General features: G+C 73.0%; 21 protein-coding genes. 13 read left to right on the top strand and 8 right to left on the bottom strand.

Going from position 1 to position 21,634, the window contains the following annotated elements; translation table 11 throughout:
• Positions 1 to 45: 45 nt before the first annotated feature.
• Genes gcvP through PSU4_RS06500 form a run of 5 tightly spaced genes read left to right on the top strand, consistent with a single transcriptional unit; the run spans position 46 to position 7,109 of the window.
• Positions 46 to 2,889, top strand: a complete 2,844-nt coding sequence (gene gcvP, locus PSU4_RS06520) for an aminomethyl-transferring glycine dehydrogenase (protein WP_147103463.1) — start codon at positions 46 to 48, stop codon at positions 2,887 to 2,889.
• The gene (gene gcvT, locus PSU4_RS06515) at positions 2,886 to 3,998 is read left to right on the top strand and encodes a glycine cleavage system aminomethyltransferase GcvT (RefSeq protein WP_147103460.1); all 1,113 of its coding nucleotides are present in this window, start codon (positions 2,886 to 2,888) and stop codon (positions 3,996 to 3,998) included. Before gcvP ends, gcvT begins: the two co-directional genes overlap by 4 nt.
• A gap of 30 nt (positions 3,999 to 4,028) precedes the next feature.
• Positions 4,029 to 4,427, top strand: a complete 399-nt coding sequence (gcvH, locus tag PSU4_RS06510) for a glycine cleavage system protein GcvH (protein WP_147103457.1) — start codon at positions 4,029 to 4,031, stop codon at positions 4,425 to 4,427.
• A 5-nt stretch (positions 4,428 to 4,432) separates the two neighbouring features.
• Positions 4,433 to 5,725 carry a serine hydroxymethyltransferase gene (glyA, locus tag PSU4_RS06505; protein WP_147103452.1) on the top strand — a complete coding sequence of 431 codons (1,293 nt, stop codon included), beginning with the start codon at positions 4,433 to 4,435 and terminating at the stop codon, positions 5,723 to 5,725.
• A gap of 4 nt (positions 5,726 to 5,729) precedes the next feature.
• Entirely contained in the window at positions 5,730 to 7,109 is a 1,380-nt protein-coding gene (locus PSU4_RS06500; RefSeq protein ID WP_147103449.1) for an L-serine ammonia-lyase, read from the top strand.
• Between the two features lie 26 nt (positions 7,110 to 7,135).
• On the opposite strand, the gene PSU4_RS06495 is transcribed toward PSU4_RS06500, so the two are convergent.
• Both PSU4_RS06495 and PSU4_RS06490 read right to left on the bottom strand, forming a co-directional pair.
• Complete coding sequence (locus tag PSU4_RS06495) at positions 7,136 to 7,876, bottom strand: FadR/GntR family transcriptional regulator (protein WP_147103446.1); 741 nt, start codon at positions 7,874 to 7,876, stop codon at positions 7,136 to 7,138.
• A gap of 98 nt (positions 7,877 to 7,974) precedes the next feature.
• Positions 7,975 to 8,460: a MarR family winged helix-turn-helix transcriptional regulator gene (locus PSU4_RS06490; RefSeq protein ID WP_147103443.1), complete on the bottom strand. Its 486-nt coding sequence runs from the start codon at positions 8,458 to 8,460 to the stop codon at positions 7,975 to 7,977.
• A 287-nt stretch (positions 8,461 to 8,747) separates the two neighbouring features.
• On the opposite strand from PSU4_RS06490, the gene PSU4_RS06485 reads away from it, so the two are divergent.
• The 4 genes from PSU4_RS06485 to PSU4_RS06470 all read left to right on the top strand — a co-directional run bounded on the left by PSU4_RS06485 (position 8,748) and on the right by PSU4_RS06470 (position 13,862).
• The gene (locus tag PSU4_RS06485; RefSeq protein WP_147103441.1) at positions 8,748 to 11,324 is read left to right on the top strand and encodes an ATP-binding protein; all 2,577 of its coding nucleotides are present in this window, start codon (positions 8,748 to 8,750) and stop codon (positions 11,322 to 11,324) included.
• A gap of 131 nt (positions 11,325 to 11,455) precedes the next feature.
• On the top strand, positions 11,456 to 12,652 hold the full coding sequence (locus PSU4_RS06480) for an acyl-CoA dehydrogenase family protein (RefSeq protein WP_147103438.1): 1,197 nt from the start codon (positions 11,456 to 11,458) through the stop codon (positions 12,650 to 12,652).
• Entirely contained in the window at positions 12,652 to 13,038 is a 387-nt protein-coding gene (locus PSU4_RS06475; RefSeq protein WP_147103435.1) for a nuclear transport factor 2 family protein, read from the top strand. The genes PSU4_RS06480 and PSU4_RS06475 overlap by 1 nt, the downstream gene beginning before the upstream one ends.
• Positions 13,038 to 13,862, top strand: coding sequence for a mycofactocin-coupled SDR family oxidoreductase (locus PSU4_RS06470; protein WP_147103432.1), 825 nt, complete (start codon positions 13,038 to 13,040; stop codon positions 13,860 to 13,862). Before PSU4_RS06475 ends, PSU4_RS06470 begins: the two co-directional genes overlap by 1 nt.
• A 120-nt stretch (positions 13,863 to 13,982) precedes the next feature.
• On the opposite strand, the gene PSU4_RS06465 is transcribed toward PSU4_RS06470, so the two are convergent.
• The 4 genes from PSU4_RS06465 to PSU4_RS06450 form a co-directional block, all read right to left on the bottom strand.
• Complete coding sequence (locus PSU4_RS06465) at positions 13,983 to 14,186, bottom strand: DUF8691 family protein (protein ID WP_147103430.1); 204 nt, start codon at positions 14,184 to 14,186, stop codon at positions 13,983 to 13,985.
• Positions 14,183 to 14,803: a DUF2306 domain-containing protein gene (locus PSU4_RS06460; RefSeq protein WP_147103427.1), complete on the bottom strand. Its 621-nt coding sequence runs from the start codon at positions 14,801 to 14,803 to the stop codon at positions 14,183 to 14,185. The genes PSU4_RS06465 and PSU4_RS06460 overlap by 4 nt, the downstream gene beginning before the upstream one ends.
• Positions 14,800 to 15,459, bottom strand: a complete 660-nt coding sequence (locus PSU4_RS06455) for a hypothetical protein (RefSeq protein ID WP_147103424.1) — start codon at positions 15,457 to 15,459, stop codon at positions 14,800 to 14,802. Before PSU4_RS06455 ends, PSU4_RS06460 begins: the two co-directional genes overlap by 4 nt.
• Positions 15,460 to 15,556: 97 nt before the next feature.
• On the bottom strand, positions 15,557 to 18,154 hold the full coding sequence (locus tag PSU4_RS06450) for a winged helix-turn-helix domain-containing protein (protein WP_147103421.1): 2,598 nt from the start codon (positions 18,152 to 18,154) through the stop codon (positions 15,557 to 15,559).
• Positions 18,155 to 18,272: 118 nt separating this feature from the next.
• On the opposite strand from PSU4_RS06450, the gene PSU4_RS06445 reads away from it, so the two are divergent.
• Complete coding sequence (locus PSU4_RS06445; RefSeq protein ID WP_147103418.1) at positions 18,273 to 18,560, top strand: hypothetical protein; 288 nt, start codon at positions 18,273 to 18,275, stop codon at positions 18,558 to 18,560.
• A 68-nt stretch (positions 18,561 to 18,628) separates the two neighbouring features.
• On the opposite strand, the gene PSU4_RS06440 is transcribed toward PSU4_RS06445, so the two are convergent.
• Positions 18,629 to 19,114 carry a flavin reductase family protein gene (locus PSU4_RS06440; RefSeq protein WP_147103416.1) on the bottom strand — a complete coding sequence of 162 codons (486 nt, stop codon included), beginning with the start codon at positions 19,112 to 19,114 and terminating at the stop codon, positions 18,629 to 18,631.
• A gap of 78 nt (positions 19,115 to 19,192) precedes the next feature.
• The gene (locus PSU4_RS06435; protein ID WP_147103413.1) at positions 19,193 to 19,744 is read right to left on the bottom strand and encodes a copper chaperone PCu(A)C domain-containing protein; all 552 of its coding nucleotides are present in this window, start codon (positions 19,742 to 19,744) and stop codon (positions 19,193 to 19,195) included.
• Positions 19,745 to 20,050: 306 nt separating this feature from the next.
• Between PSU4_RS06435 and PSU4_RS06430 the strand changes: the two genes are divergently transcribed.
• The 3 genes from PSU4_RS06430 to PSU4_RS06420 all read left to right on the top strand — a co-directional run bounded on the left by PSU4_RS06430 (position 20,051) and on the right by PSU4_RS06420 (position 21,632).
• Positions 20,051 to 20,245: a hypothetical protein gene (locus tag PSU4_RS06430; protein WP_147103410.1), complete on the top strand. Its 195-nt coding sequence runs from the start codon at positions 20,051 to 20,053 to the stop codon at positions 20,243 to 20,245.
• 96 nt (positions 20,246 to 20,341) lie between these two features.
• Positions 20,342 to 20,800 (top strand): flavodoxin family protein, encoded by a 459-nt coding sequence (locus PSU4_RS06425; protein ID WP_147103407.1) that lies wholly within the window; start codon positions 20,342 to 20,344, stop codon positions 20,798 to 20,800.
• Between the two features lie 70 nt (positions 20,801 to 20,870).
• Complete coding sequence (locus tag PSU4_RS06420) at positions 20,871 to 21,632, top strand: enoyl-CoA hydratase-related protein (RefSeq protein WP_246114972.1); 762 nt, start codon at positions 20,871 to 20,873, stop codon at positions 21,630 to 21,632.
• Positions 21,633 to 21,634: the final 2 nt, after the last annotated feature.

The raw sequence follows: 21,634 nt of genomic DNA, 5'->3' as shown, positions 1-21,634 counted from the left end.
GTGCACGACAGGTGCCATCTGTCCCCCTGACCTCGGAGTGAGCGTATGTCGATCTTCGCCGACCGTCACATCGGTCCCGATCCCGACGCAGAGCAGAAGATGCTCGAGGTCGTCGGCCATGCCGACCTCGACTCGCTCGTCGACGCCGCTGTGCCGCAGGGCATCCGCGCCGCCCGGTCGGTCGACCTGCCGGCCGCGCTGAGCGAGCGGGACGCCCTCGCCACGCTCGACGCGATCGCCGGCCGCAACCGGGCGATGGTCCAGATGATCGGCCTGGGCTACAGCGACACGATCACCCCGCCGGTGCTGCGCCGCAACATGCTGGAGTCCCCCGCCTGGTACACGGCCTACACGCCGTACCAGCCGGAGATCTCCCAGGGCCGCCTCGAGGCGCTGCTCAACTTCCAGACGATGGTCGAGGACCTCACGGCGCTGCCCGTCGCCGGCGCGTCGCTGCTCGACGAGGCCACCGCCGTCGTCGAGGCCGTGCTGCTGATGAACCGCGCGAACAAGGCCGCCCCGGCCGGTGCGCGTGTCGTCGTCGACTCCGAGACCCTGCCGCAGACCCTCTCGGTCCTGCGCACCCGGACCGAACCGGTCGGCATCCCGGTCGACGTCGTCGACCTCTCGCAGCCCGACGCACTGGCCTCGCTCACCGAGGGGGACGTGTTCGGCATCGTCCTGCAGGCCCCCGGCGCCTCCGGCGTCGTCCGCGACCTGCGCCCGGTCGTCGCCGCGGCCAAGGACAAGGGCGCGCTCGTCACCGTGTCGGCCGACCTGCTGTCGCTGACCCTGCTCACCCCGCCCGGCGAGCTCGGCGCCGACGTCGCGGTGGGCTCGACCCAGCGCTTCGGCGTCCCGCTGTTCTTCGGCGGGCCGCACGCCGGCTACATGTCCGTCCGCAGTGGACTCGAGCGGATGCTGCCCGGCCGCCTCGTCGGCGTCTCGCAGGACGCCGCGGGCCGTCCCGGCTACCGCCTGGCGCTGCAGACCCGGGAGCAGCACATCCGTCGCGAGAAGGCGACGAGCAACATCTGCACCGCGCAGGCCCTGCTCGCCAACGTCGCGTCGATGTACGCCGTCTACCACGGTCCGCAGGGCCTGCGGGAGATCGCCGAGCGCGTCCACGCCCACGCCGCCGCCCTCGCGGCCGGCCTGCGCGCCGCGGGCGTCGAGGTCGTGCACGGCGAGTTCTTCGACACCGTCACCGCGAAGGTCCCCGGCCGCGCGCTCGCGGTCGTCGGGGCCGCCGCCGAGGACGGCATCAACCTGCGCCACGTCGACTCCGACCATGTCGCGGTCGCCTGCGACGAGGTCACCACCGACGCGATCGTGGCCCGCGTGCTGGCCGCGTTCGGCGCGGTGCCCGTCGAGGCGGTGGAGGGCGCGCTGCCCGACTCGGAGACGCGTACCAGCCCCTACCTGTCGCACCCGGTCTTCTCGGCGCACCGCTCCGAGACGTCGATGCTGCGCTACCTGCGACTGCTGTCGGACCGCGACCTCGCGCTCGACCGCACGATGATCCCGCTCGGCTCCTGCACGATGAAGCTGAACGCGACCGCCGAGATGGAGCCGATCAGCGAGGCCGGTTTCGCCTCGCTGCACCCCTTCGCCCCCGCCGACCAGACCCGCGGCTACGCCGAGCTCACCGCGACCCTCGAGACGTGGCTCGCCGAGATCACCGGCTACGACACGGTGTCGTTGCAACCCAACGCCGGTTCGCAGGGTGAGCTGGCCGGCCTGCTCGCCATCCGCGACTACCACCGCAGCCGCGGCGACGAGCAGCGCACCGTGTGCGTCATCCCGTCGTCGGCACACGGCACCAACGCGGCCTCGGCCGTCCTCGCCGGGATGAGCGTCGTCGTCGTGGCCACCGCGCCCGACGGCAGCGTCGAGCTCGACGACCTGCGCGCCAAGCTCGAGGCGAACAGCGGCCACGTCGCGGCGATCATGCTGACCTACCCGTCGACCCACGGTGTCTACGAGACGGAGGTCCGCACGGTCTGCGACCTGGTCCACGAGGCCGGCGGCCAGGTCTACATCGACGGCGCCAACCTCAACGCGCTGGTGGGGCTGGCCAAGCCGGGCGAGTTCGGCGGCGACGTGTCGCACCTGAACCTGCACAAGACGTTCTGCATCCCGCACGGTGGTGGCGGGCCCGGTGTCGGCCCGGTCGCGGTCCGCGCGCACCTGGCGCCGTTCCTGCCCGGCGACCCGCTCGACCCCGAGGGCGGCGCCGTCTCCGCGGCCGCGTACGGCTCGGCGGGCATCCTGCCGATCACCTACGCCTACATCGCGATGATGGGCCCGGACGGTCTCACCAAGGCCACCGCGTCCGCCGTCCTGTCGGCCAACTACCTGGCCCGGCGTCTCGACGAGCACTACCCGGTCCTCTACACCGGCCCGGGCGGGCTGGTCGCGCACGAGTGCATCCTCGACCTGCGCGCGATCACCAAGCGGACCGGCGTCACCGCCGAGGACGTCGCCAAGCGCCTCATCGACTACGGCTTCCACGCCCCGACGCTGTCGTTCCCCGTCGCGGGCACGCTGATGGTCGAGCCGACGGAGTCGGAGTCGCTGGCCGAGCTCGACCGCTTCGTCGACGCGATGATCTCCATCAAGCGCGAGATCGACAAGGTCGGCGACGGGACGTGGCCGCTGGCGGACAGCCCGCTGCGCAACGCACCACACACCGCCGACGTGGTCCTCGTCGACGACTGGACGCGTCCCTACACCCGTGAGCAGGCGGTCTTCCCGGTGCCCGAGCTGCGCCGCGCGAAGTACTGGCCGCCGATCGGCCGCATCGACGGGGCCAAGGGCGACCGCAACCTGGTCTGCTCGTGCCCGCCGCCCGAAGCCTTCGCCACCCCCGCCCTGGAGACGTCATGACCGCGAACGACGACCTCGTCCGCACCCCGCTCGACGCCGAACACGAGCGCCTCGGGGCGACGTTCATCGACTTCGCCGGCTGGCGGATGCCGGTCCGCTACGACAGCGACCTCGCCGAGCACCACGCCGTCCGCAACTCGGCCGGCCTGTTCGACCTGTCCCACATGGGGGAGGTGGAGTTCGCCGGCCCACAGGCCGCCGCGGCCCTCGACCACGCGCTGGCCGGGAAGCTGTCAGCGGTGAAGGTCGGCCGCGCCAAGTACTCGCTGCTGTGCGCGCCCGACGGAGGTGTCCTCGACGACCTCGTCGTCTATCGCCTGGCCGACGACCGGTTCCTCGTCGTCGTCAACGCCTCCAACGCCGGGCAGGACGCCGCCGAGCTGGTCGCCCGCGCCAAGGGTTTCGACGTCGAGGTCACCGACCGCTCGGCCGGGACCGCCCTGATCGCCGTGCAGGGCCCGCACTCGCCCGACGTGCTGCGCACCGCCGAGCCCGGCGTCGCCCCGGTCGTCGAGGGGCTGCGCTACTACGCGGCGGAGCCCGCGACGGTCGCCGGGATCGACGTCCTGCTCGCGCGCACCGGCTACACCGGTGAGGACGGTTTCGAGCTCTACGTCCCGAACGAGCAGGCGCCGGCGTTGTGGAACGCGCTGCTCGCCGCCGGGGAGCAGCACGACCTGCGTCCCGCGGGCCTGGCCTGCCGCGACACCCTGCGGCTGGAAGCCGGAATGGCGCTCTACGGTCATGAGCTGACCTCGCAGACCAACCCGTTCTCCGCCGGGCTGCGCAGGGTCGTCGCCCTCGACAAGGAGTTCGTCGGCCGCGACGCGCTGGCCGCGCTCGCCGAGAACGAGCCCGACCAGGTCCTCGTCGGGCTCACCGGCACCGGCCGCCGCGCAGCCCGCGCGGAGGCGACCGTGCTGGGCCCGGACGACGCCGCCGTCGGTGTCGTCACCTCCGGCGTCCTGTCCCCGACGCTGGGCATACCGATCGCGCTGGCCTACGTCGACCGCGGACTGTCGGAGGTGGGCACCGAGCTGCAGGTCGACGTCCGCGGCCGCAGCCAGGACTACACCGTCGCCGCCCTCCCCTTCTACAAGCGCGCCTGACCGTCCGCCCTCAGTCCGAGAGGACCACCGATGACTTCCCCCGACATCATCCCGGAGAACCTGAGCTACACCTCCGACCACGAGTGGATCGCCGTCGAGCCGGGCGCCACCGCCTCCGGCGAGGTCCGCGTGGGCCTGTCCTCGATCGCGACCGACGCGCTCGGCGAGATCGTGTTCGTCGACCTCCCGGCCGTCGGCACCGCGCTGACCGCGGGCGACGCCTGCGGCGAGATCGAGTCCACCAAGTCGGTGTCCGAGCTGGTCAGCCCCGCGACCGGCACGGTGGCGTCCGTCAACCCGGCGCTCGAGGACAACCCCGCCCTCGTGGGCGAGGACCCCTACGGCGAGGGCTGGCTGTTCACCGTCGAGGTCGCCTCGCTGGGCAAGGTTCTCGACGCGGCCGCGTACCGCGCCGAGAACGAGGGGTGACGGGCATGTCCGAGGGCGTCCTCGACCAGTCCCTCGCCGAGCTCGACCCGGAGGTGGCCGCGCTCATCGGCCGGGAGCTGTCCCGTCAGCAGGACGGGCTGGAGATGATCGCGTCGGAGAACCACGCCCCGCTCGCGGTCATGCAGGCGCAGGGTTCGGTGCTGACCAACAAGTACGCCGAGGGGTACCCGGGTCGTCGCTACTACGGCGGCTGCGAGTTCGTCGACGAGATCGAGACGCTCGCGATCGACCGCGTCAAGGCGCTGTTCGGCGCCGAGTTCGCCAACGTGCAGCCCCACTCGGGTGCGCAGGCGAACGCCGCGGCGATGCAGGCGCTCATCACGCCGGGCGACACGATCCTGGGGCTGTCGCTGGCCCACGGCGGGCACCTGACGCACGGCATGCGGATCAACTTCTCCGGCCTGCTCTACGACGTCGCCGCCTACGAGGTCTCGCCGGACGACTTCCGGGTCGACATGGACGAGGTCGAGCGCCTGGCCAAGGAGCACCAGCCCCGGCTGATCATCGCCGGCTGGTCGGCCTACCCGCGGCAGCTGGACTTCGCGCGGTTCCGGCAGATCGCCGACGAGGTCGGCGCCTATCTGATGGTCGACATGGCGCACTTCGCCGGGCTCGTGGCCACGGGGCTGCACCCGTCGCCGGTGCCGCACGCGCACGTCACGACGTCGACGACGCACAAGACCCTCGGCGGTCCGCGGGGCGGCATCATCCTCACCAACGACGCCGCGCTCGCCAAGAAGATCAACTCTGCGGTCTTCCCGGGTCAGCAGGGCGGTCCGCTGGAGCACGTCATCGCCGCCAAGGCGGCCGCGTTCGCGATGGCGGCGCGCCCGGAGTTCGCCGACCGTCAGCGCCGCACCCTGGAGGGCGCGCGGATCCTTGCCGAGCGGCTGACCGGGGCGGATGTGGCCGGTGCGGGTATCGGCGTCGTCTCCGGCGGTACGGACGTGCACCTGGTGCTGGTGGACCTCGGCGCCGACGGCATGGACGGGCGGCAGGCCGAGGACCGGCTCGCGGCCGTCGACATCACGGTGAACCGCAACGCCGTCCCGTTCGACCCGCGTCCGCCGATGGTGACGTCGGGGCTGCGGATCGGCACGGCCGCGCTGGCCACCCGTGGTTTCGACGCCGAGGCGTTCACCGCGGTCGCCGACGTGATCGCGCGTGCACTGCTGCTGCCCGCCGGCCTCCCGGCGGACGACGCGGCGATCGTCGGGCTGCGTGCCGAGGTCCGGGAGCTGGCCCGCGCGCACCCGCTCTACCCCGGTCTGGGGTGAGCCGGTGACGGTCAGCGTGTTCGACCTGTTCTCGATCGGCATCGGCCCGTCGAGCTCGCACACGGTCGGCCCGATGCGGGCCGGTGCCCGGTTCGCGTCGGAGCTGGCCGCCGACGGTGTGCTCGACGAGGTCGCGGAGCTCGAGGTGATCCTGTACGGGTCCCTCGCCGCGACCGGTGCCGGGCACGGCACGCTCCCGGCGGTCCTGCTGGGCCTGGAAGGCCTGCACCCGGACGTCGTGACCGGAGAGACGGTGCGGACCCGCACCGCGGAGATCGCCGACACGGGCCGGATCCGGCTCGGCGGCGTCCGGGAGGTGCCGCAGCGGATCGACGACATCGTGCTGCGGCCCCGCACCGTCCTTCCCGAACACCCCAACGGGATGACCCTGGCGGTGCGGGACGGTGCGGGCACGACCCTGCGCGAGAACACCTACTTCTCGGTGGGCGGCGGCTTCGTGCACGAGAAGGGCGAGGAACGGTCCGGCGGCGACGACGGGTCCGCGGGGCCGTTCCGCACGGCGGCGGAGCTCCTCGGCCGCTGCGTCGAGTCCGGTTCGTCCATCAGCCAGGTGATGCTGCGGTTCGAGAGCTCGATGCGCCCGGAGGAGGAGGTCCGCAAGGGCCTGCTCGAGATCCGCGACGTCATGTGGGACTGCGTGGGTCGTGGCATCACCTCCGACGGCCGGCTGCCCGGCGGGCTGCACGTGACGCGGCGGGCGCGCAGCTGGTACGAGCGGTTGCGGGTCGAGGACGCGCAGCGCGACCCCGGTTACGCACTCGACTGGGTCAACCTGGTCGCGATGGCGGTGAACGAGGAGAACGCCGCGGGCGGTCGCATCGTCACCGCACCGACCAACGGCGCGGCGGGAATCATCCCCGCGGTCATGCACTACGCCACGCACTACACCCCGCTCGGGCTGTGCGACCCGGACGAAGCCGCGGTGCGGTTCCTGCTCACGGCCGGTGCGATCGGTTCGCTGTACAAGGAGCTGGCCTCGATCTCGGGCGCCGAGGTGGGGTGTCAGGGCGAGGTCGGCTCGGCTGCGTCGATGGCGGCGGCCGGTCTCGCCGAGGTGCTCGGCGGCACCCCCGCGCAGGTCGAGAACGCGGCCGAGATCGCGATGGAACACAGCCTCGGGCTGACCTGCGACCCGATCGGTGGTCTCGTGCAGATCCCGTGCATCGAGCGCAACGCCATCTCGGCGGGCAAGGCGGTCAACGCGGCGCGGATGGCCCTGCGGGGCGACGGGCGCCACCGTGTCTCGCTCGACCAGGTCATCACGACGATGCGTGAAACCGGTCGGGACATGAGTGACAAGTACAAGGAGACGTCACGTGGCGGCCTGGCACTCACCATCCCGGTGAACGTCGTCGAGTGCTGATCGGCGACGGCAGGTCCCGTGGCCGGTCAGCGGCCGGGGCCGGGCTCCTGCACGGCGCCCTCCATGACCAGCGCCTCGGTCGTGCCCACCAGGTGGGTGAGCATCGCGTCGGCCGCGGAGGGGCCGTCGCCCGCGCGGATCGCGTCGACGATGCGACGGTGGTCGGCGAGCGAGGCGGCCGGTTGCCCGCTGCGGGTCAGCGACGTCGCCGACGTCCGGTCGAGCGCCTGGCTCATGCTGTCGAGCAGGCCGATCAGGATGGGGTTGTGCGACGCCGTCGCCACCCCGACGTGGAAGCGCCGGTCGCCGACCAGCCCTGCCTCGCCGGCGTCGATCTCGCGCTGCATGTCGTCGAGCGAGGCGGCGAGGTTCTCGAGGTCGGTCTCGGTGGCCCGGTGCGCGGCGAGGCGGGCGCACTGCGTCTCGAGCGCCTGGCGCGTCTCCCAGATGGCCGGGTGGTCGGTGCGGGTGTCGACGAGCTGGGCCACGAGCGAGGGGACGAGGTCGTCGGGGCGGCGGACGAGGTAGATGCCGTCGCCGTGGCGGACCTCGACCTCGCCGCGGGCCCGCAGCGCGGTGATGGCCTCGCGGATCGAGGAGCGGCCGACCGAGAGCTGGCGGGCGAGGTCCCGCTCGGTCATCAGCCGGTCGCCCGGCTGGAGCTGGTTGACGTCGATGAACTCGCGCAGCCGGTCGCTGACCTGCTCGTAGAGCGGTCTGCGCTCCACCGGCCGGATGGGGGCGATCGCCTGCCGGTCCTGACCCATGACTCCCCCACGACGGCGATGCTCGCGAAATCGCCAGGTGATCTGCTGGTCGGATGCTACCCCTCCGCGTAGCTCCCCCACCGGCGTCGCACCGGTCGTCAGTCCTGGCCCGGTCCGGCGACCGTCTCCCGCAGCGCGGCGCGCTGGCGGTCGACGACCGCGCCCAGGTCGGCCATGAACCGGTCGTAGGCCTGCGCGCCCAGCGCCTGGCGGTGCCGGTCGGCGATCTCGGTCATGATCGCGTCGGCGGTGCGCATCTGGTCGCGTCCGCGTGCCGTCGGGCCCACCAGCTTGGCCCGCCGGTCGGCCGGGTCGGGTCTGCGTTCGACGTACCCCAGCTCCTCGAGCTCGTCGACGCTCTTGCCGATGACCTGCTTGTGCTGCCCGGACAGCCGGGCGAGGTCGGTCGCGCGGATGCCGTCGACCTGCAGGTGGGCCAGGACCGCGCCGTGCCGCGGGGCGATGTCGTCGAAGCCCGCGCGGCGCAGGCGCGCGTAGAGCTCGCCCTGCACCGAGAACAGCAGCCGTCCCGCGAGGACGCCGATGTCGGTCGCCTCGTCCCGGCGGCCGGGGCCGTCGCTCATCGTCGCCTCCCTCGTCGCGTCGTCGGGCGTTCCGGTCGGAAAGCCTAACGCCGCGCGCGAGCCGCCGAGATCCTGTTGTGCCGCAACGGTTACAGCGGCGGGGAGTGAGCCCCGCCGTCCGCGGCCGCCGGGAGCTGACCGCCCGCCGGGTCAGCATCCGTCGACCGTGACGCATGTTGACCCCCCTCAGGCTCGATCGGCACCTGGATCGGGGGGTCCGGCTTGACACCCCCGGACGCACGTCGTGAACCTGGGACCAGCCTCGACGCGGAGTGCCGGAGGGACAGTTGAACGCCGACGAGTGGAGCGAGATCCACCGGCTCCACGCCGAGGGGATGTCCGTCAAGGGCCTCGCCGCGCACCTCGGGATGTCCCGCAACACGGTCCGCAGGGCCCTGACGTTCGACACGCCGCCCCCGGACCACCGCGCGCGCCGCGGGTCGGCCGCCGACGCCTACGCCGACCGGATCCGGGTGCTGCTGTCGGAGGAGCCCGGCCTGACTATCGGCCAGATCGGGGAGCGCATCGGCTGGGACCGCTCCCGCACGACGCTGGCCACACGCGTCAACGAGGAACGGCGCCTCCTCGCGGGCGGCATCGGGCCGGCGCCCGTCGTCGGTGGGGCGGTGCCCGAGTTCGTCACCGAGTTCGTCGGCCGCCGCGCGGAGCTGCGCGAACTGCGTGACCTGCTCGGCAGCCACCGCGTCGTCACCGTGATCGGGGTGGGTGGCGTCGGCAAGACGCGGCTCGCGGTCCAGGCGGCCGTCGAGCTGCGCCGCGGGTTCGCCGACGGGGTGCGCGTCGTCGAGCTCGCGTCGCTGCGCAACCCGGCGCTGCTGCCGCAGGCGGTGTTCGACGGACTCGGCCTCGGCCACCGCGACCAGCCCGACCGCTCGGCCGTCGACGCGCTCGTCGAGTACGTGCGCACCCGGCACCTGCTGATCGTGCTCGACAACTGCGAGCACGTCCTCGAAGCGGCCGCGCGGTTCGTCGACGACGTCCTGCACGCCACGTCCCGGGTGCACTTCCTCGCCACGAGCCGTGAGGTGCTCAACCTGCCGGGGGAGCGGATCACCGTGCTGCATCCCCTGTCGACGCGGGGTCCGGCGACCGACCTGTTCGAGAGCCGCGCACGTGACGTCGTCCCCGGGTTCACCGTCGACGACAGCAACCGTGCTGCGGTGCAGCGGGTCTGCGAGCGACTCGACGGGTTGCCGCTCGCCATCGAGCTGGCCTGCGCCCGGCTGCGGGTGCTGTCGGTGCACGAGCTCGCCGACCGGCTGTCGGACGGCATCGACCTGCTCTCGACCCGCGTGCGCGGCGGGCCCGAGCGGCACCGCAACCTGCAGGCCGCGATGGCCTGGAGCCACGAGCTGTGCACCCGGCAGCAGCAGCTGCTGTGGGCGCGGGTGTCGGTCTTCGCGGGCGGGTTCGACACCCGCGCGGCCGAGGCCGTGTGCGCCGACGACGAGCTGCCCGTCGCGGAGGTGCTCGACTGCCTCTACGACCTCGTCGGCAAGTCGATCCTGCAACGCGAGGAGTCGCGCGGTCGCGTCCGGTTCCGGGTGCTGGAGACGATCCGCGAGTTCGGCCAGGCCATGCTCTCGCCCGCGGAGAGCGAACGGCTGCACGGCCGCCACCTCGAGTGGTGCGCGGGCCTGGTCACCGAGTCCGTCGGGCGGTGGTTCTCCGACGACCAGTTCGCCATCTCCGAACGGCTGCGCGCCAACCTCGCCAACGTCCGCACCGCGCTGGAGACGGCGCTCGCCTGTTCCCCGGACACGGCGGCCGAGCTGGTGTCGGCGCCCTGGTTCCTGTGGGCGTGCGGGCTCTCGGCGCGTGAGCACGCGATGTGGCTGGCCCGGGCGCTGGAGACGCCCGACCTCGGCCCGGAGCGGCGGGCCGCGGTGCTCGGCGCGCTGGGGCTCGTCCGCACCATGCAGGGCTACCAGGAGGCGGCCGACCCGATCGTCGCCGAGGCCCTCGCGCTGCACCCGGACGACCCCGTCGCCGTCGCGTTCGCGCTCGACGCGCAGGGCCTCGGCGCGTTCTTCAGCGGCGACCACGTCCGGGCCGACGAGCTGCTGACCCGGTCGCTCGCCCTCTACGAGTCCGTCCCCGGCATCCGTGAGGACCTCCCGTGCGCGGTCCGGGTGCACCTCGGGATGCTGCACTGCTTCGACGGCCGCACCGCGCAGGCCCAGGAGTTCTTCGACGACGTGCGCGCCCGCTGCGAACGCGTCGGCGAGCGCTGGATGCTGTCCTACGCGGTGTTCGGGCAGGGGCTGGTCGCCGTCACCGAGGAGCGGTACACCGACGCGATCGCGCTGGCCCGCGAGAGCCTCGGGCTCAAGCGGCACTTCGAGGACTCCGTGGGGACGCCGCTGGCCGTCGAGCTGCTGGGCTGGGCCGAGGCGGGGGCCGACTCGGCGGAGCGGTTCGCCGTGCTCATCGGGGCGGCGTCGGTGCTGTGGCGGGCGTTCGGCCAGCAGCTCTACGGCTCGGCGCAGTGGATGGCCCGCCGCGAACGCCTCGCGATGCGCGCACGGTCCGGGCTGGGCAACGCCGCCTACGACGCCGCGATGCGCCGCGGCGCCGCCATGGGCGTGCCCGAACTGCTCGACTTCGCCCTCAGCGACGGCACCGCCCGCGAGCCGGCCGACACGGGGATGCTCGCCGTGCTGTCGCGCCGCGAACGTGAGGTCGCGCAGCACCTGGTCGCCGGCCGGACCAATCGGCAGATCGCCGAGGCCCTCGTGCTGTCGCACCGCACTGTCGAGGGGCACGTCGAGCACATCCTGCAGAAGCTGCGGCTCGACAACCGCAGCCAGGTCGCGGCCGCCCTGGCGGCGTCCACCGGCTGACCCGCGCCCGATCGTGACGCCGACCACGTGGCGGACCACGTGGTCACCCGGGTCCCCCGCCGGACGCCGATCGGCATCGTGAGCCCGTCAACGACGTGCGAGCAGCTGATCGACCAATGGAGGCCGACACCATGACGGAGACACTCACCCGCCCGGCGCCGACCGCCGAGGACAGCGTGGACTACGTGGCCCGCGCCCGCAGCATCAAGCCGATCATCGACGCCGAGGCCGAGACGATGGAGGCCGGCGCCACCATCACCAAGCCGGTCGTCGACGCCCTCGCCGAGAACGAGCTGTTCTGGGTGCTCGTGCCGCGCGAGTACGGCGGCGGCGGCCAGGGCATCGTCAACTCGCTGAAGGTCGTCGAGGAGCTCGCCCGCGCCGACGGCTCCGTCGGCTGGGCCTTCATGGCCAACGCGTTCTCCACCGGCGTCGCGGTCGGGTTCTTCCCCGAGGACGGCGCGCGCGAGATGTACGCGGGCGCCGACAAGGCCGTCACCGCCGGCATGATCCTGCCGACCGGCACCGGCAAGCGCGTCGACGGCGGCTACGAGGTCACCGGCACCTACGGCTTCGGCAGCGGCTCGCACCACGCGTCGTGGATCGGCGCCGGCTTCGTCGTCCTCGGTGACGACGGCAACCCGGAGATGAACGGGGAGACGCCGGTCTGCCGCATCGCCTTCGTCCCGCGCGACCAGGTCGAGTTCCTGGGCGGCTGGGACGTGATGGGCATGGCCGCGACCGGCAGCGACAACTACAAGGTCGACGGGCTGTTCGTGCCCGAGGCCCACACCATGGACACCTTCTCCACCGAGCCGGTGCGCCCCGAGGCCGTCTACAAGCTGGGCATGCTCGGCATCGGCGTCGGCGGGCACGCGCCCGTCGCGCTCGGCATCGCCCAGCGCGCGCTGGAGGAGATCGCCCGGATCACCGCCGACAAGAAGCGCCCCGGCTACCCGACGGTCGTCGGCGACTCGGAGATGTTCCGCCGCGGCTTCGTCGAGCACGACGCCCTGCTGCAGGCCGCCCGCCTCTACGTCTACCAGGCCCACGCCGACGCCGAGGCCGCCGCGGCCGCCGGCACCATCACCGACGAGCACCGCGCCCGCCTGCGCCAGGCCGCGACCTGGGTGCAGAAGGTCGCCCAGGACATCGTGACCTGGGCCTACAACTGGGGCGGTTCCGCCTCGATCCGCAACCCCAGCGTCCTGGGTCGCTGCCTGCGCGACATCGCCGTGGGCGCCCAGCACATGCTCGTCGAGCCGATGACGCTGGTCGAGGCGTCCACCCCGATCATCGCCGGCTACCTGAAGAAGGAGAACGACTGATGTCCGACGCCGACAACCTCACCGAGGCGTTCGCCGCCGCCGACAAGGGCGACGCGAGCCTGCTGGTCGGCCTCTACGCCGACGACATGACCTGGGCCGGCTTCACACCCGACGGCACCCAGACCGTCTACACCAAGGGCTCGTTCCTGGAGGGCTTCGGCATCCTCGCCAACCTCGACGAGGCGAAGAACGAGGTCGTCCGCACCGACACGACGCCCGAGGGCCTCGTGGTCGCCTGGATCCGCGCCTACCGCCGCAAGGGCGACGACGTCCTGGACTTCACCATGGTGATGGTCCACCAGTTCGTCGACGGCAAGGTCGTCCGCGGCGCGGACATGTGCCCGCCCAGCTTCGGCGAGTACTGGACGCGGCTGGGTCTCGCCTGATGGCCGCCGGCGCAGCGGGTCGCGTCGCGGGCAAGGTCGCTCTCGTCACCGGGGCGGCGCGGGGCCAGGGCCGGGCGGACGCCCTGCGGCTGGCCGAGGAGGGCGCCGACATCATCGCCGTCGACCTCGCCGCACCGATGGACGTCCCCTACCCGTCGTCGACCCCCGACGACCTCGCCGAGACCGTCGCGCTCGTCGAGAAGCTGGGCCGGCGGATCGTGTCCGCGCAGCTCGACATCCGTGACCTCGCGGCGCTGCGCACGGCCGTCGACGACGGGGTGAGCCGGCTCGGCCGTCTCGACGTCGTCGTCGCCAACGCTGGGATCTGCGTCCCGGCCATGTGGGACCGCGTCACCCCCGAGCTGTTCGAGTACCACCAGAGCACCAACGTCACCGGCACGTGGAACACGGTGATGGCCGCCGCGCCGCACCTCGTCGACGCCGGCGGCGGCTCCGTCATCATCATCAGCTCGGCCGCGGGCATCACGGTGCAGCCGTTCCTCGTCCCGTACACCACCAGCAAGTTCGCGGTGCGCGGGATGGCGAAGGCGTTCGCGGTCGAGCTGGGCGAGCACAACATCCGCGTCAACAGCGTGCACCCGTGCGCGGTGCAGACGCCGATGGGTGGTGGCGACGTCCTCGGCATCATCGGCGAGGCCCTCGAGGCCCACCCGAAGCTGGGCGGGATGTTCACCAACATCCTGCCGTTCGACCAGGCCGAACCGCGCGACATCGCCGACACGGTGCTGTTCCTCGCCTCCGACGAGTCGAGGTTCATCACCGCCCACGAGCTGTCGCCGGACGCGGGCGTCACCGAGTACTGACCGCTGTGAGTGGCGATAGTCGCTATCGCGACTATCGCCACTCACGACCCGACGACCCCTTGAACCCGAGGGCGGGCGAACCGCCCTGACGTGCATCTCGGCGCAGCATCTGGGCCCGGGTCAGCCCACGATCCGCAGCGACAGCAGCGGTGCCCCGATGTCGCGGACGGCGGCGAGGACGCCGTGGAGGCGGGCCTGGTCGGGCATCGGCCCGGTGAGGGTCGAGGTGCCGTCGGGATGGCGGACGAGGACGAGGCCACCGAGCAGCGGGGACCAGTGGTCGTCGAGATGACCTGCGACGCGGAGCTCGTAGGTGGCCGTCATCGACTGATCCGAAGCCGCGCCGGACGGCGGACGACCCACTCCGCGACGGCCAGGTTCACCACCCACCCGGCACCGTTCGACAGATCGGTGACCAGCACACCGGCGCCGAACACGGCGGTGCCGAGACCGATCGTCAGAACCTGGGTACCGGCCGCGAGGGCGATCGCGTAGGCGCGGACCATCCACGCCCGGTGCGCGGACAGGTCACGACGCCGGACGGCAGCCACGCCGAGCAGCAGGCACGCGGCCTGCGCCGAGGCGAAGACCAGCCGCAGGGCGAACAGCAGGTCACCGGTCCCGGGCTTCGGCGGCGTGAACAGCGTCAGCCACAGCGCCGACCCGGCGACGACCAGCCCCGCGGCGACGGCGACCCGGCCGGCCCGCCGGTGCCAACCGTTGCGGCGCAGGCGCGGGACGAACTGCGCGGCGCCGAGGACGACGAACACCGCGGCCCCGACGACGTGCAGCACCACCGGTAGCGGGCCGGCGTCGAACCGGGGATCGGCGGGCACGAGCGCGGGCCCGCCGGCGAGCTGCAGCAGCCGCAGCCCGCCGGCGACGAGCGGAATCGCGCCCAACGCGACCAGCGCGACCGGGACGGGCCACGCCGTCCTCATCGGACAGTGGGCACGTCGACGAGCGGTGCGGTCTCGGGGCGGCGCTGCCACAGCGAGACGCCGAGCCCGACGAGCGCGACGGCGACCGGGAGCGCGGCCAGCCGCAGCAGCGAGTGCGGGACCAGCGGCACGGCCAGGGTGAGGACGGGCCCGACGGCCAGCAGCGCCGACGCCCAGCGGGCCAGGACCCGAGCGCGGAACAGCGCGATGCCCAGCAGGACGCCGCCGACGAGGTACGCCCCGAACGACACCGGCCCGAACGCCGCGACCGCCCCGAGGCCACCGGTGTCGCCGCCTCCCGGGATCGCGAGCAGCTCGTCGACGATGCGGGGCGCGGCACCGGCCAGCTCGGGCAGCACGAACGCCTCGACGAACGTGTAGGCCGTCGTCAGCAGGTAGAACGCGCTGAACGCCAGCCACCCCACCAGCCCGACGATGCCGGCCCGCCGCACCTGGCTCAGGTAGACGCCCGCGATCCCGGCGAGGCCGAGGACGGCCATCAGCAACGTCAGGTGGTGGGTGACGGCCCAACCGGTGGTCGTGACGGCGGCGACCGTCTCGACGGGATGGATGACCTGGACGAGCCCGAACAGCAGCCCGGACGCCGCGGTGGCGAGGCCTGCGGCCCGCGTGAGGCCGGTGACGGTGACGGTCATGTCTGCTCCCCGGTAGGTGGTGTGTCGGTGTGTCGCAGACGCTATGAACCGACCTGGTGAGCCCACATCACATGACGATGTGACCCGGGGCTGTGAGTCAGAGCAGGCCGCGCTCACCCGCCCGCCGGACCGCGGCCCGGCGGGTGTTCACGTCGAGCTTGGTGAAGATGGCCTTGGTGTGGGTGCGCAGCGTGTTGACGGTGACGAACAGGCTGCGGGCGATCTCCGGTCCGGTGAGGTCGGTGGCGAGCAGCCGCAGGACGTCGAGCTCGCGGGCGCTGAGCACGTCGTCGTGGGTGGGGGCGTTGCGGCCCAACGGGTTCGGGATGCGGGCGAGCAGCGCGGCCAGTCCCGGGCCCTCGTCGAGGAACAGCCTCGTGAACCCGGCGGGGACGCCCACGTCGAGGGCGGCGGTGAGCTCGGCGACGGCGTCGTCGACCCGGCCGTCGGCCTGATGGAGCAGGGCCCGCAGCATCCGGACCTCGACGACGCTGCCGTCGCGCTGCCCGCGGCGGGCGTCGTCCTCGATGCGGTCGAGAGCCTCGGCGATCCCGTCCGTGTCGTGTGCCAGTCGCAGCCGGACGAGCGTCAGCCGGTCGAACTCGGCGAGGTAGGACGCCGGCCCGTCCAGCGTGACCCCGGTGAGCGCCTGCTCGGCCTCGTCGAGACGGCCCGCGGCGATGAGCACCCTGGCCCGCACCGACGGGATCGGCCGCACGTCGGGGAAGAACCCGGGCAGGTGCAGCGGGGCGGCCTCGTCGAGCAGCGCGAGGGCGCCGTCGAGGTCACCGCGGGCCCGTGCGAGCCCGGCCGCGGTGGTGAACCAGCGGTACCGGTTCTCCAGCAGCGACGCCCCCTCGCCCAGCTCCCGCGCGGCCGCGAGGTGCTCGTCGGCGGCATCGAGCGAGTCGTGCTCGCGCAGCACGTCGGCGAGGGCGACGTGCAGGTCGCCGGTCGTCGACAGCGGGGTGTCGCCGGCCCGTTCGAGTGCCCGTTCCAGGAGGCGCCGCGCCTGCACCGGCCGGCCGCGGGACCGCCACATCTCGGCGAGGACGACGGTCGCGCCCAGCTCGTCGGCGACGTTGCCGGCCGCGGCGAGGCTCCCGACCGCGTCGCCGAAGGTGTCGACAGCCGTCGCCATGTCACCCTCGGCCCACGCGGCGAGCCCGAGGAACCCGGCCGCGCCGCCACGGGCGAGGTGGTCGCGCGGGCCGGCGAGGCCGAGGGCGCGGCGGGCGTGGGCGACCGTCCCGGCGGTGTCGCCGCGCGCCTGGGCCACCGACGCCCGGTAGATCGCGACGGTCGCCGGGAGCGCGCGGAGCTCGTCGTCGCGGGCAGCGACCCGGCCGGGATCGCCGGGGATCGCCGCGATCGGACGCCCCAGCGCGGCGTCGGCCGCGTCGAGCCAGGTGCCGACGCCGTCGAGGTCGCCCACCGAGAGCCGCGACCAGGCCGCGGTGGTCGCGAGCAGCGCCCGCCCGCGTACCTCGTCGTCGGGCAGGGCTCGTAGCCAGGTGCGCAGCGTCCGGTCCTCCCGACGACGGCGCAGCTCCGGCAGGCCGAGCTCGACGAGGTCGGCGGCGAACGCCATGTCGTTCCCGGCGACGGCGTGGCCGACGGCGTCGGCGAGGACACCGTGCGCGGCGTGCCAACCGGCGGCGGCCCGGTGCAGCGTGGCGACCCGCTCCGGGCCCGTCGCGGTCAGCCGCGCACGCAGCGCCTCGGCGAACAGATGGTGGTAGCGGTACCAGACGCGGTGGCCGTCGAGCGGCACGACGAACACGTTGTCCCGCTCCAGGGTCGCGAGCGTCCCGGCGCCGTCGTCGCGGCCGGTCAGCGCGTCGCACAGCGGGCCGGTGAGCTGCTGCAACACCGACGTCGCCAGCAGAAAGTCGCGCACCTCGTCGCTGCGCCGGCGCAGGACCTCCTCGACGAGGTAATCGAGGACGAACCGGTGACTGCCGGTGAAGTCGTCGACGAACCGGTCGACGTCGTCCTGGCCCCGCAACGTCAACGCCGCCAGCTGCAGCCCGGCCGCCCAGCCCTCGGTGCGGGCGCCGAGGGCGGCGACCTGGGCGCCGGTGAGGTCGACACCCATCACACCCGTCAGGAACTCGACCGCCTCGTCCGGGGTGAAACGCAGGTCGGCGGCGCGCAGCTCGACCAGCTCGTCGCGCACCCGCAGCCGCGGCAGGGGCAGCGGCGGATCGGCGCGGGTCGCGACGGCCAGCGTCACCCCGGCCGGCAGCTGGTCGAGCAGGTAGGTCACGCACGCGTGCACCGCGGGGTCGTCGACGACGTGGTAGTCGTCCAAGGCCAGCACGGTCGCGCCCGCCAGCCGGTCGAGGTCGTCGACCAGCGGGGCCAGCAGCGTCTCGACGGTCGGGAGCCGATCGCTGTCGAGCTGCGCGAGCGTCGCGGCACCGGTGTCGGGTGCGACGGTCCGCAGCGCGGCGACGACGTGGGTGAGGAAGCGTCGCAGGTCGCTGTCGGCCGGGTCGAGCGACAGCCACGCCGTCCTAGTGGCCGGCGCCGAACCCAGCCACTGCGCGAGCATCGTCGTCTTGCCGAAACCCGCGGGCGCCGACACCAGCACCAGACGCGCGCCCCGACGGACGTCGTCGAGGATCCGCGGCCGGGCCACGAGGCGCCGCCGCGGCACGGGGACGCGGAGCTTCGTCCCCGGCACCGGCATCGGGCGAGGATAGCCGCGCGAGCATGAATCCGAAGTGGAGAGATCAGCCCCGGACGGACGATCCGCTGCGGCGCAGCGCGGTCCAGACTGGTCGCGACACCGACGTCAGGGGGAGAGCATGGCACCGGTACCCGTGTTCAAGAACGGCACCAACGTCCGGCGGGGCGGCAGCACCAAGGGCAGCCCCGACAACATCCTCGGCGCCGTCGACGCCGGCGACTACAACGCGATCGGCCAGTGCGCCGGCGAGCAGATCACCGAGGGCGAGAACACCAACTTCTGGTGGGTCCTGCTCGACACCCCCGTCGGCCAGGGCTGGGTGAGCGCGGTCCGGATCAACCTGGGCGGCAACAACGAGCCCATCCCCGGCGTCCCGACGGGCCCCACCCACTTCAGCTGGGGCTGACGCAAACGACCCTGGACGGGCACGACGTAGCGGCCCCGCCGGCGCCCACGACGTCAGCAACGCGAGAGTCACGAGGGATGGCCCGGCTTCATGGTCTTGACCTGCTGGAACGCCAGCTGGTCCAGCTCGCCGGCGGCGTGGCCGTCCACGGGTGTGACCAGGTGGCCGACATGGTCGCCCAGCGGGAGCCGTTCGAGTACCCGGCCGATGAACCACGAGCCCACGTCGGTGAGCACCGGCACCCCGTGCTGCTCCCGCCACGCGCACCGGGCGAACTTGTCGATCTCGTCGCCGGTGTGCTCGCCGAACAGCACCGACAGCGCGTAGTCGGCGCGGTCGAGGAAGTGCACGGCCAGATGTGCGCTGCGCGCGGCCACGGAAAACGTGTGGTTGCGGCGGGAGATGCAGATCAGGAACCGGGGCGGCTCGATGCTGCACTGGGTGTGAAACCCGACCAGGCAGCCGCTGCGTTCGTGTCCGTCGGCCGCGGTCACGATCGCCATCGGGTAGTCGAGATGGCCGACCAACTGGTGGAACGGTTCCGGCTCGCTCACCCGGCCACCTCGACGGGGATAAGCCGTAGGTCGGCGTCCGCGGCCCGGGGATCCGGCGAGAGATCACGCACCGCGACATCATGCCCGGCCCGACGGCGCTCGTTCGTACCCCGGGCGGACGTCGGGATTTTCCACGGGCACGTCCAGCCGCAGCTGCCCGGCATGCTCGAAGGTGAACACCACGGGGTAGCTCAGGCCGGCCCGGATCGGCGTGGTGAGCCCGATCAGCGTGATGTCGACACCCCCTTCGCCGGCAAGGATCATCGACGCCTGCGGCTGGTCGTAGCCGGCGGTCACGACGTCCCCGTCCTGGATTCGGCTGTCACCGTCGATCTCTGCCGACGTCGCGACCGGGCTGCTCACCGCCACCAGGCGGTCCGCGGGCTGCGGCCCACCGCGGCGCTCGTTGACGATGGTCACCTGCAGCGCCACATCCTCACCCGGCTGGTAGACGCTGCCGCCGGCGACCGGGCCGGACCAGGCGAAGTGCGCGTCGCGGACCACGATGCTGCCGACTGCACCGGCCGCTCCGCCCGACGCCGTGACCTGGTTCGCGGTCTGGGTGTGCTGGCCGGCACCGCAGCCGGCCGCGCCCACCAATGCAGCGAGCGCGAACAGAGCGAGCACCACAGCGCGCCACCTCGGTCGTCCCGCCATCGCCACCCCCGCCTGCGTTGCTCCGTTGCTCCGTGGCGCCGTGAGTACCCCTCGTTTCCGCTCACCACACGGAGGCCGCCCAGCGATGAGCGAACTGGCGCGCCGACAGGCCTGACATCAGAAGAGCGCGAGCGCCGGGGGCTGCTCTGTGCGGTTGAAACCGTCTCACCGCGGTAGTCCGTAGTAGGTCGGGCTCGCCGGACCCGGCTTCGTCAGAACGGACGGCTGCCCGGGTTTCGCGCCGACAGCGGCCCGTCCCGACCCACCGCCGGAGGGCAGATGAGCAACGAGAAGGATTGCGGTCTCGACGACACGGCCGTCGACCCGGACCCAGAAGAGCGCCGGCCCCCCGAGGTGCCCGCGGACAAGGTGCCCGCCGACGAAGAAGGACAGGCCGAGCCCACCGTGGTGCCGCGGGCAGGGGCACCCAGCCAGTCGATGGAGCCACCTCAGGACTCGTCGGAGAGCAGATGAGGGCCAGCGGGCTCGACCTGGTCCGATCAGGATCGGGGACGGTCTCGCGTACTCGCGCTCGGCGACGGGCGGGGACCGGGTGGCACGATCCCGGGCATGGCGCGGCTGCTGATCGTCCACCACACACCGTCGCCCGCAACTGCGGAACTGCTCGACGCGGTCGTCCGCGGCGCGAACGACCCGGAGATCACCGGCGTCGAGGTCGTGCGCCGGGCGGCGCTGGGCGCGACCGCCTCCGACCTGCTCGCCGCCGACGGGATCGTCATCGGCACCCCCGCGAACATCGGGTACATGTCGGGCGCGCTCAAGCACTTCTTCGACACCGTCTACTACGTCGCCGCCGACGACACCCGCGGCCTCCCGTACGGGCTGTACGTCCACGGCAACCTGGGCGTCGAGGGCGCGGTCGCGGCCGTCGACACCGTCACCGGCGGGCTCGGCTGGACGCAGGCGGCGGTGACCGTCGAGGTCGTCGGCGCACCAGACAGTGCGGCTCTTCAACGCTGCTACGAGCTGGGCGCCACCCTCGCCGCGACGATCGCCTCCGACGACTGACCGTCAGGGTTTGGTCAGCGGGTCCTGGCCGGCGAACCACCACGGGTCCGCGGTCTGTCAGGGTGGGCGGGTGACGACCGAGCATCGTGTGACGACCGAACGCCGCGGGCACGTCCTGCTGATCCGGATGGAACGCCCCGCCAAGCGCAACGCCGTCGACGCCGCGATGACCGCGGCGCTCGACGCTGCGCTGAACGAGCTCGAGGACGACCCGGACCTGTGGTGCGGTGTGCTCACGGGTGGGCCCGGGATGTTCTGCGCCGGAACGGATCTGGGCGCCGGCGCGGGGGAGCCGACGCCGCGCGGCGGCAACTACGGCGTCGTGCGACGGGTCCGGTCGACGCCGCTCGTGGCGGCCGTCGAGGGCGCGGCCTACGGCGGCGGGTTCGAGATCGTGCTGGCCTGCGACATGGTCGTCGCCGGCCGGTCGGCGCGGTTCGCGCTGCCCGAGGTGGCGCGTGGGCTCGTCGCCAACTGCGGTGCGCTGTTCCGGACCCACCGGCCGCTGCCGCTGACCGTCGCCAAGCAGATGTTGCTGACGGGGCAGCCGCTGGACGCGCGGCGCGCCCACGAGCTGGGCCTGGTCTCGGAGCTGGTCGACGACGGCGACGCGGAGGCCGCCGCGCTCGCGCTGGCCGGGCAGGTGTGCGCGAACTCCCCGGTCGCGGTCCGGGCGACGCTGCGGGCCGTCGACGCCGTGGTGAGCGAACCCGACGAGAACGGTTGGCGCGCAACGGCCGTCGCCGGCGTCGTGATCGAGAACTCGGAGGACAGGGCCGAGGGTGTCGCGGCGTTCCTGGAGAAGCGGGAGCCGCGCTGGACCGGCCGCTGAAC

This window comes from Pseudonocardia sulfidoxydans NBRC 16205, assembly GCF_007989085.1.
Lineage (GTDB): Bacteria > Actinomycetota > Actinomycetes > Mycobacteriales > Pseudonocardiaceae > Pseudonocardia > Pseudonocardia sulfidoxydans.
This window is presented reverse-complemented; position numbering and strand designations above follow the sequence as displayed.

Coding starts and splice junctions, on each gene's coding strand:
- PSU4_RS06495 (WP_147103446.1), bottom strand. CDS start 7,876: ATGGGTCAGGACCGGCAGGCGATCGCCCCCATCCGGCCGGTGGAGCGC.
- PSU4_RS06425 (WP_147103407.1), top strand. CDS start 20,342: ATGGCGCGGCTGCTGATCGTCCACCACACACCGTCGCCCGCAACTGCG.
- PSU4_RS06430 (WP_147103410.1), top strand. CDS start 20,051: ATGAGCAACGAGAAGGATTGCGGTCTCGACGACACGGCCGTCGACCCG.
- gcvT (WP_147103460.1), top strand. CDS start 2,886: ATGACCGCGAACGACGACCTCGTCCGCACCCCGCTCGACGCCGAACAC.
- PSU4_RS06460 (WP_147103427.1), bottom strand. CDS start 14,803: ATGAGGACGGCGTGGCCCGTCCCGGTCGCGCTGGTCGCGTTGGGCGCG.
- PSU4_RS06465 (WP_147103430.1), bottom strand. CDS start 14,186: ATGACGGCCACCTACGAGCTCCGCGTCGCAGGTCATCTCGACGACCAC.
- PSU4_RS06450 (WP_147103421.1), bottom strand. CDS start 18,154: ATGCCGGTGCCGGGGACGAAGCTCCGCGTCCCCGTGCCGCGGCGGCGC.
- PSU4_RS06455 (WP_147103424.1), bottom strand. CDS start 15,459: ATGACCGTCACCGTCACCGGCCTCACGCGGGCCGCAGGCCTCGCCACC.
- PSU4_RS06445 (WP_147103418.1), top strand. CDS start 18,273: ATGGCACCGGTACCCGTGTTCAAGAACGGCACCAACGTCCGGCGGGGC.
- PSU4_RS06475 (WP_147103435.1), top strand. CDS start 12,652: ATGTCCGACGCCGACAACCTCACCGAGGCGTTCGCCGCCGCCGACAAG.
- PSU4_RS06490 (WP_147103443.1), bottom strand. CDS start 8,460: ATGAGCGACGGCCCCGGCCGCCGGGACGAGGCGACCGACATCGGCGTC.
- glyA (WP_147103452.1), top strand. CDS start 4,433: ATGTCCGAGGGCGTCCTCGACCAGTCCCTCGCCGAGCTCGACCCGGAG.
- PSU4_RS06470 (WP_147103432.1), top strand. CDS start 13,038: ATGGCCGCCGGCGCAGCGGGTCGCGTCGCGGGCAAGGTCGCTCTCGTC.
- gcvH (WP_147103457.1), top strand. CDS start 4,029: ATGACTTCCCCCGACATCATCCCGGAGAACCTGAGCTACACCTCCGAC.
- gcvP (WP_147103463.1), top strand. CDS start 46: ATGTCGATCTTCGCCGACCGTCACATCGGTCCCGATCCCGACGCAGAG.
- PSU4_RS06480 (WP_147103438.1), top strand. CDS start 11,456: ATGACGGAGACACTCACCCGCCCGGCGCCGACCGCCGAGGACAGCGTG.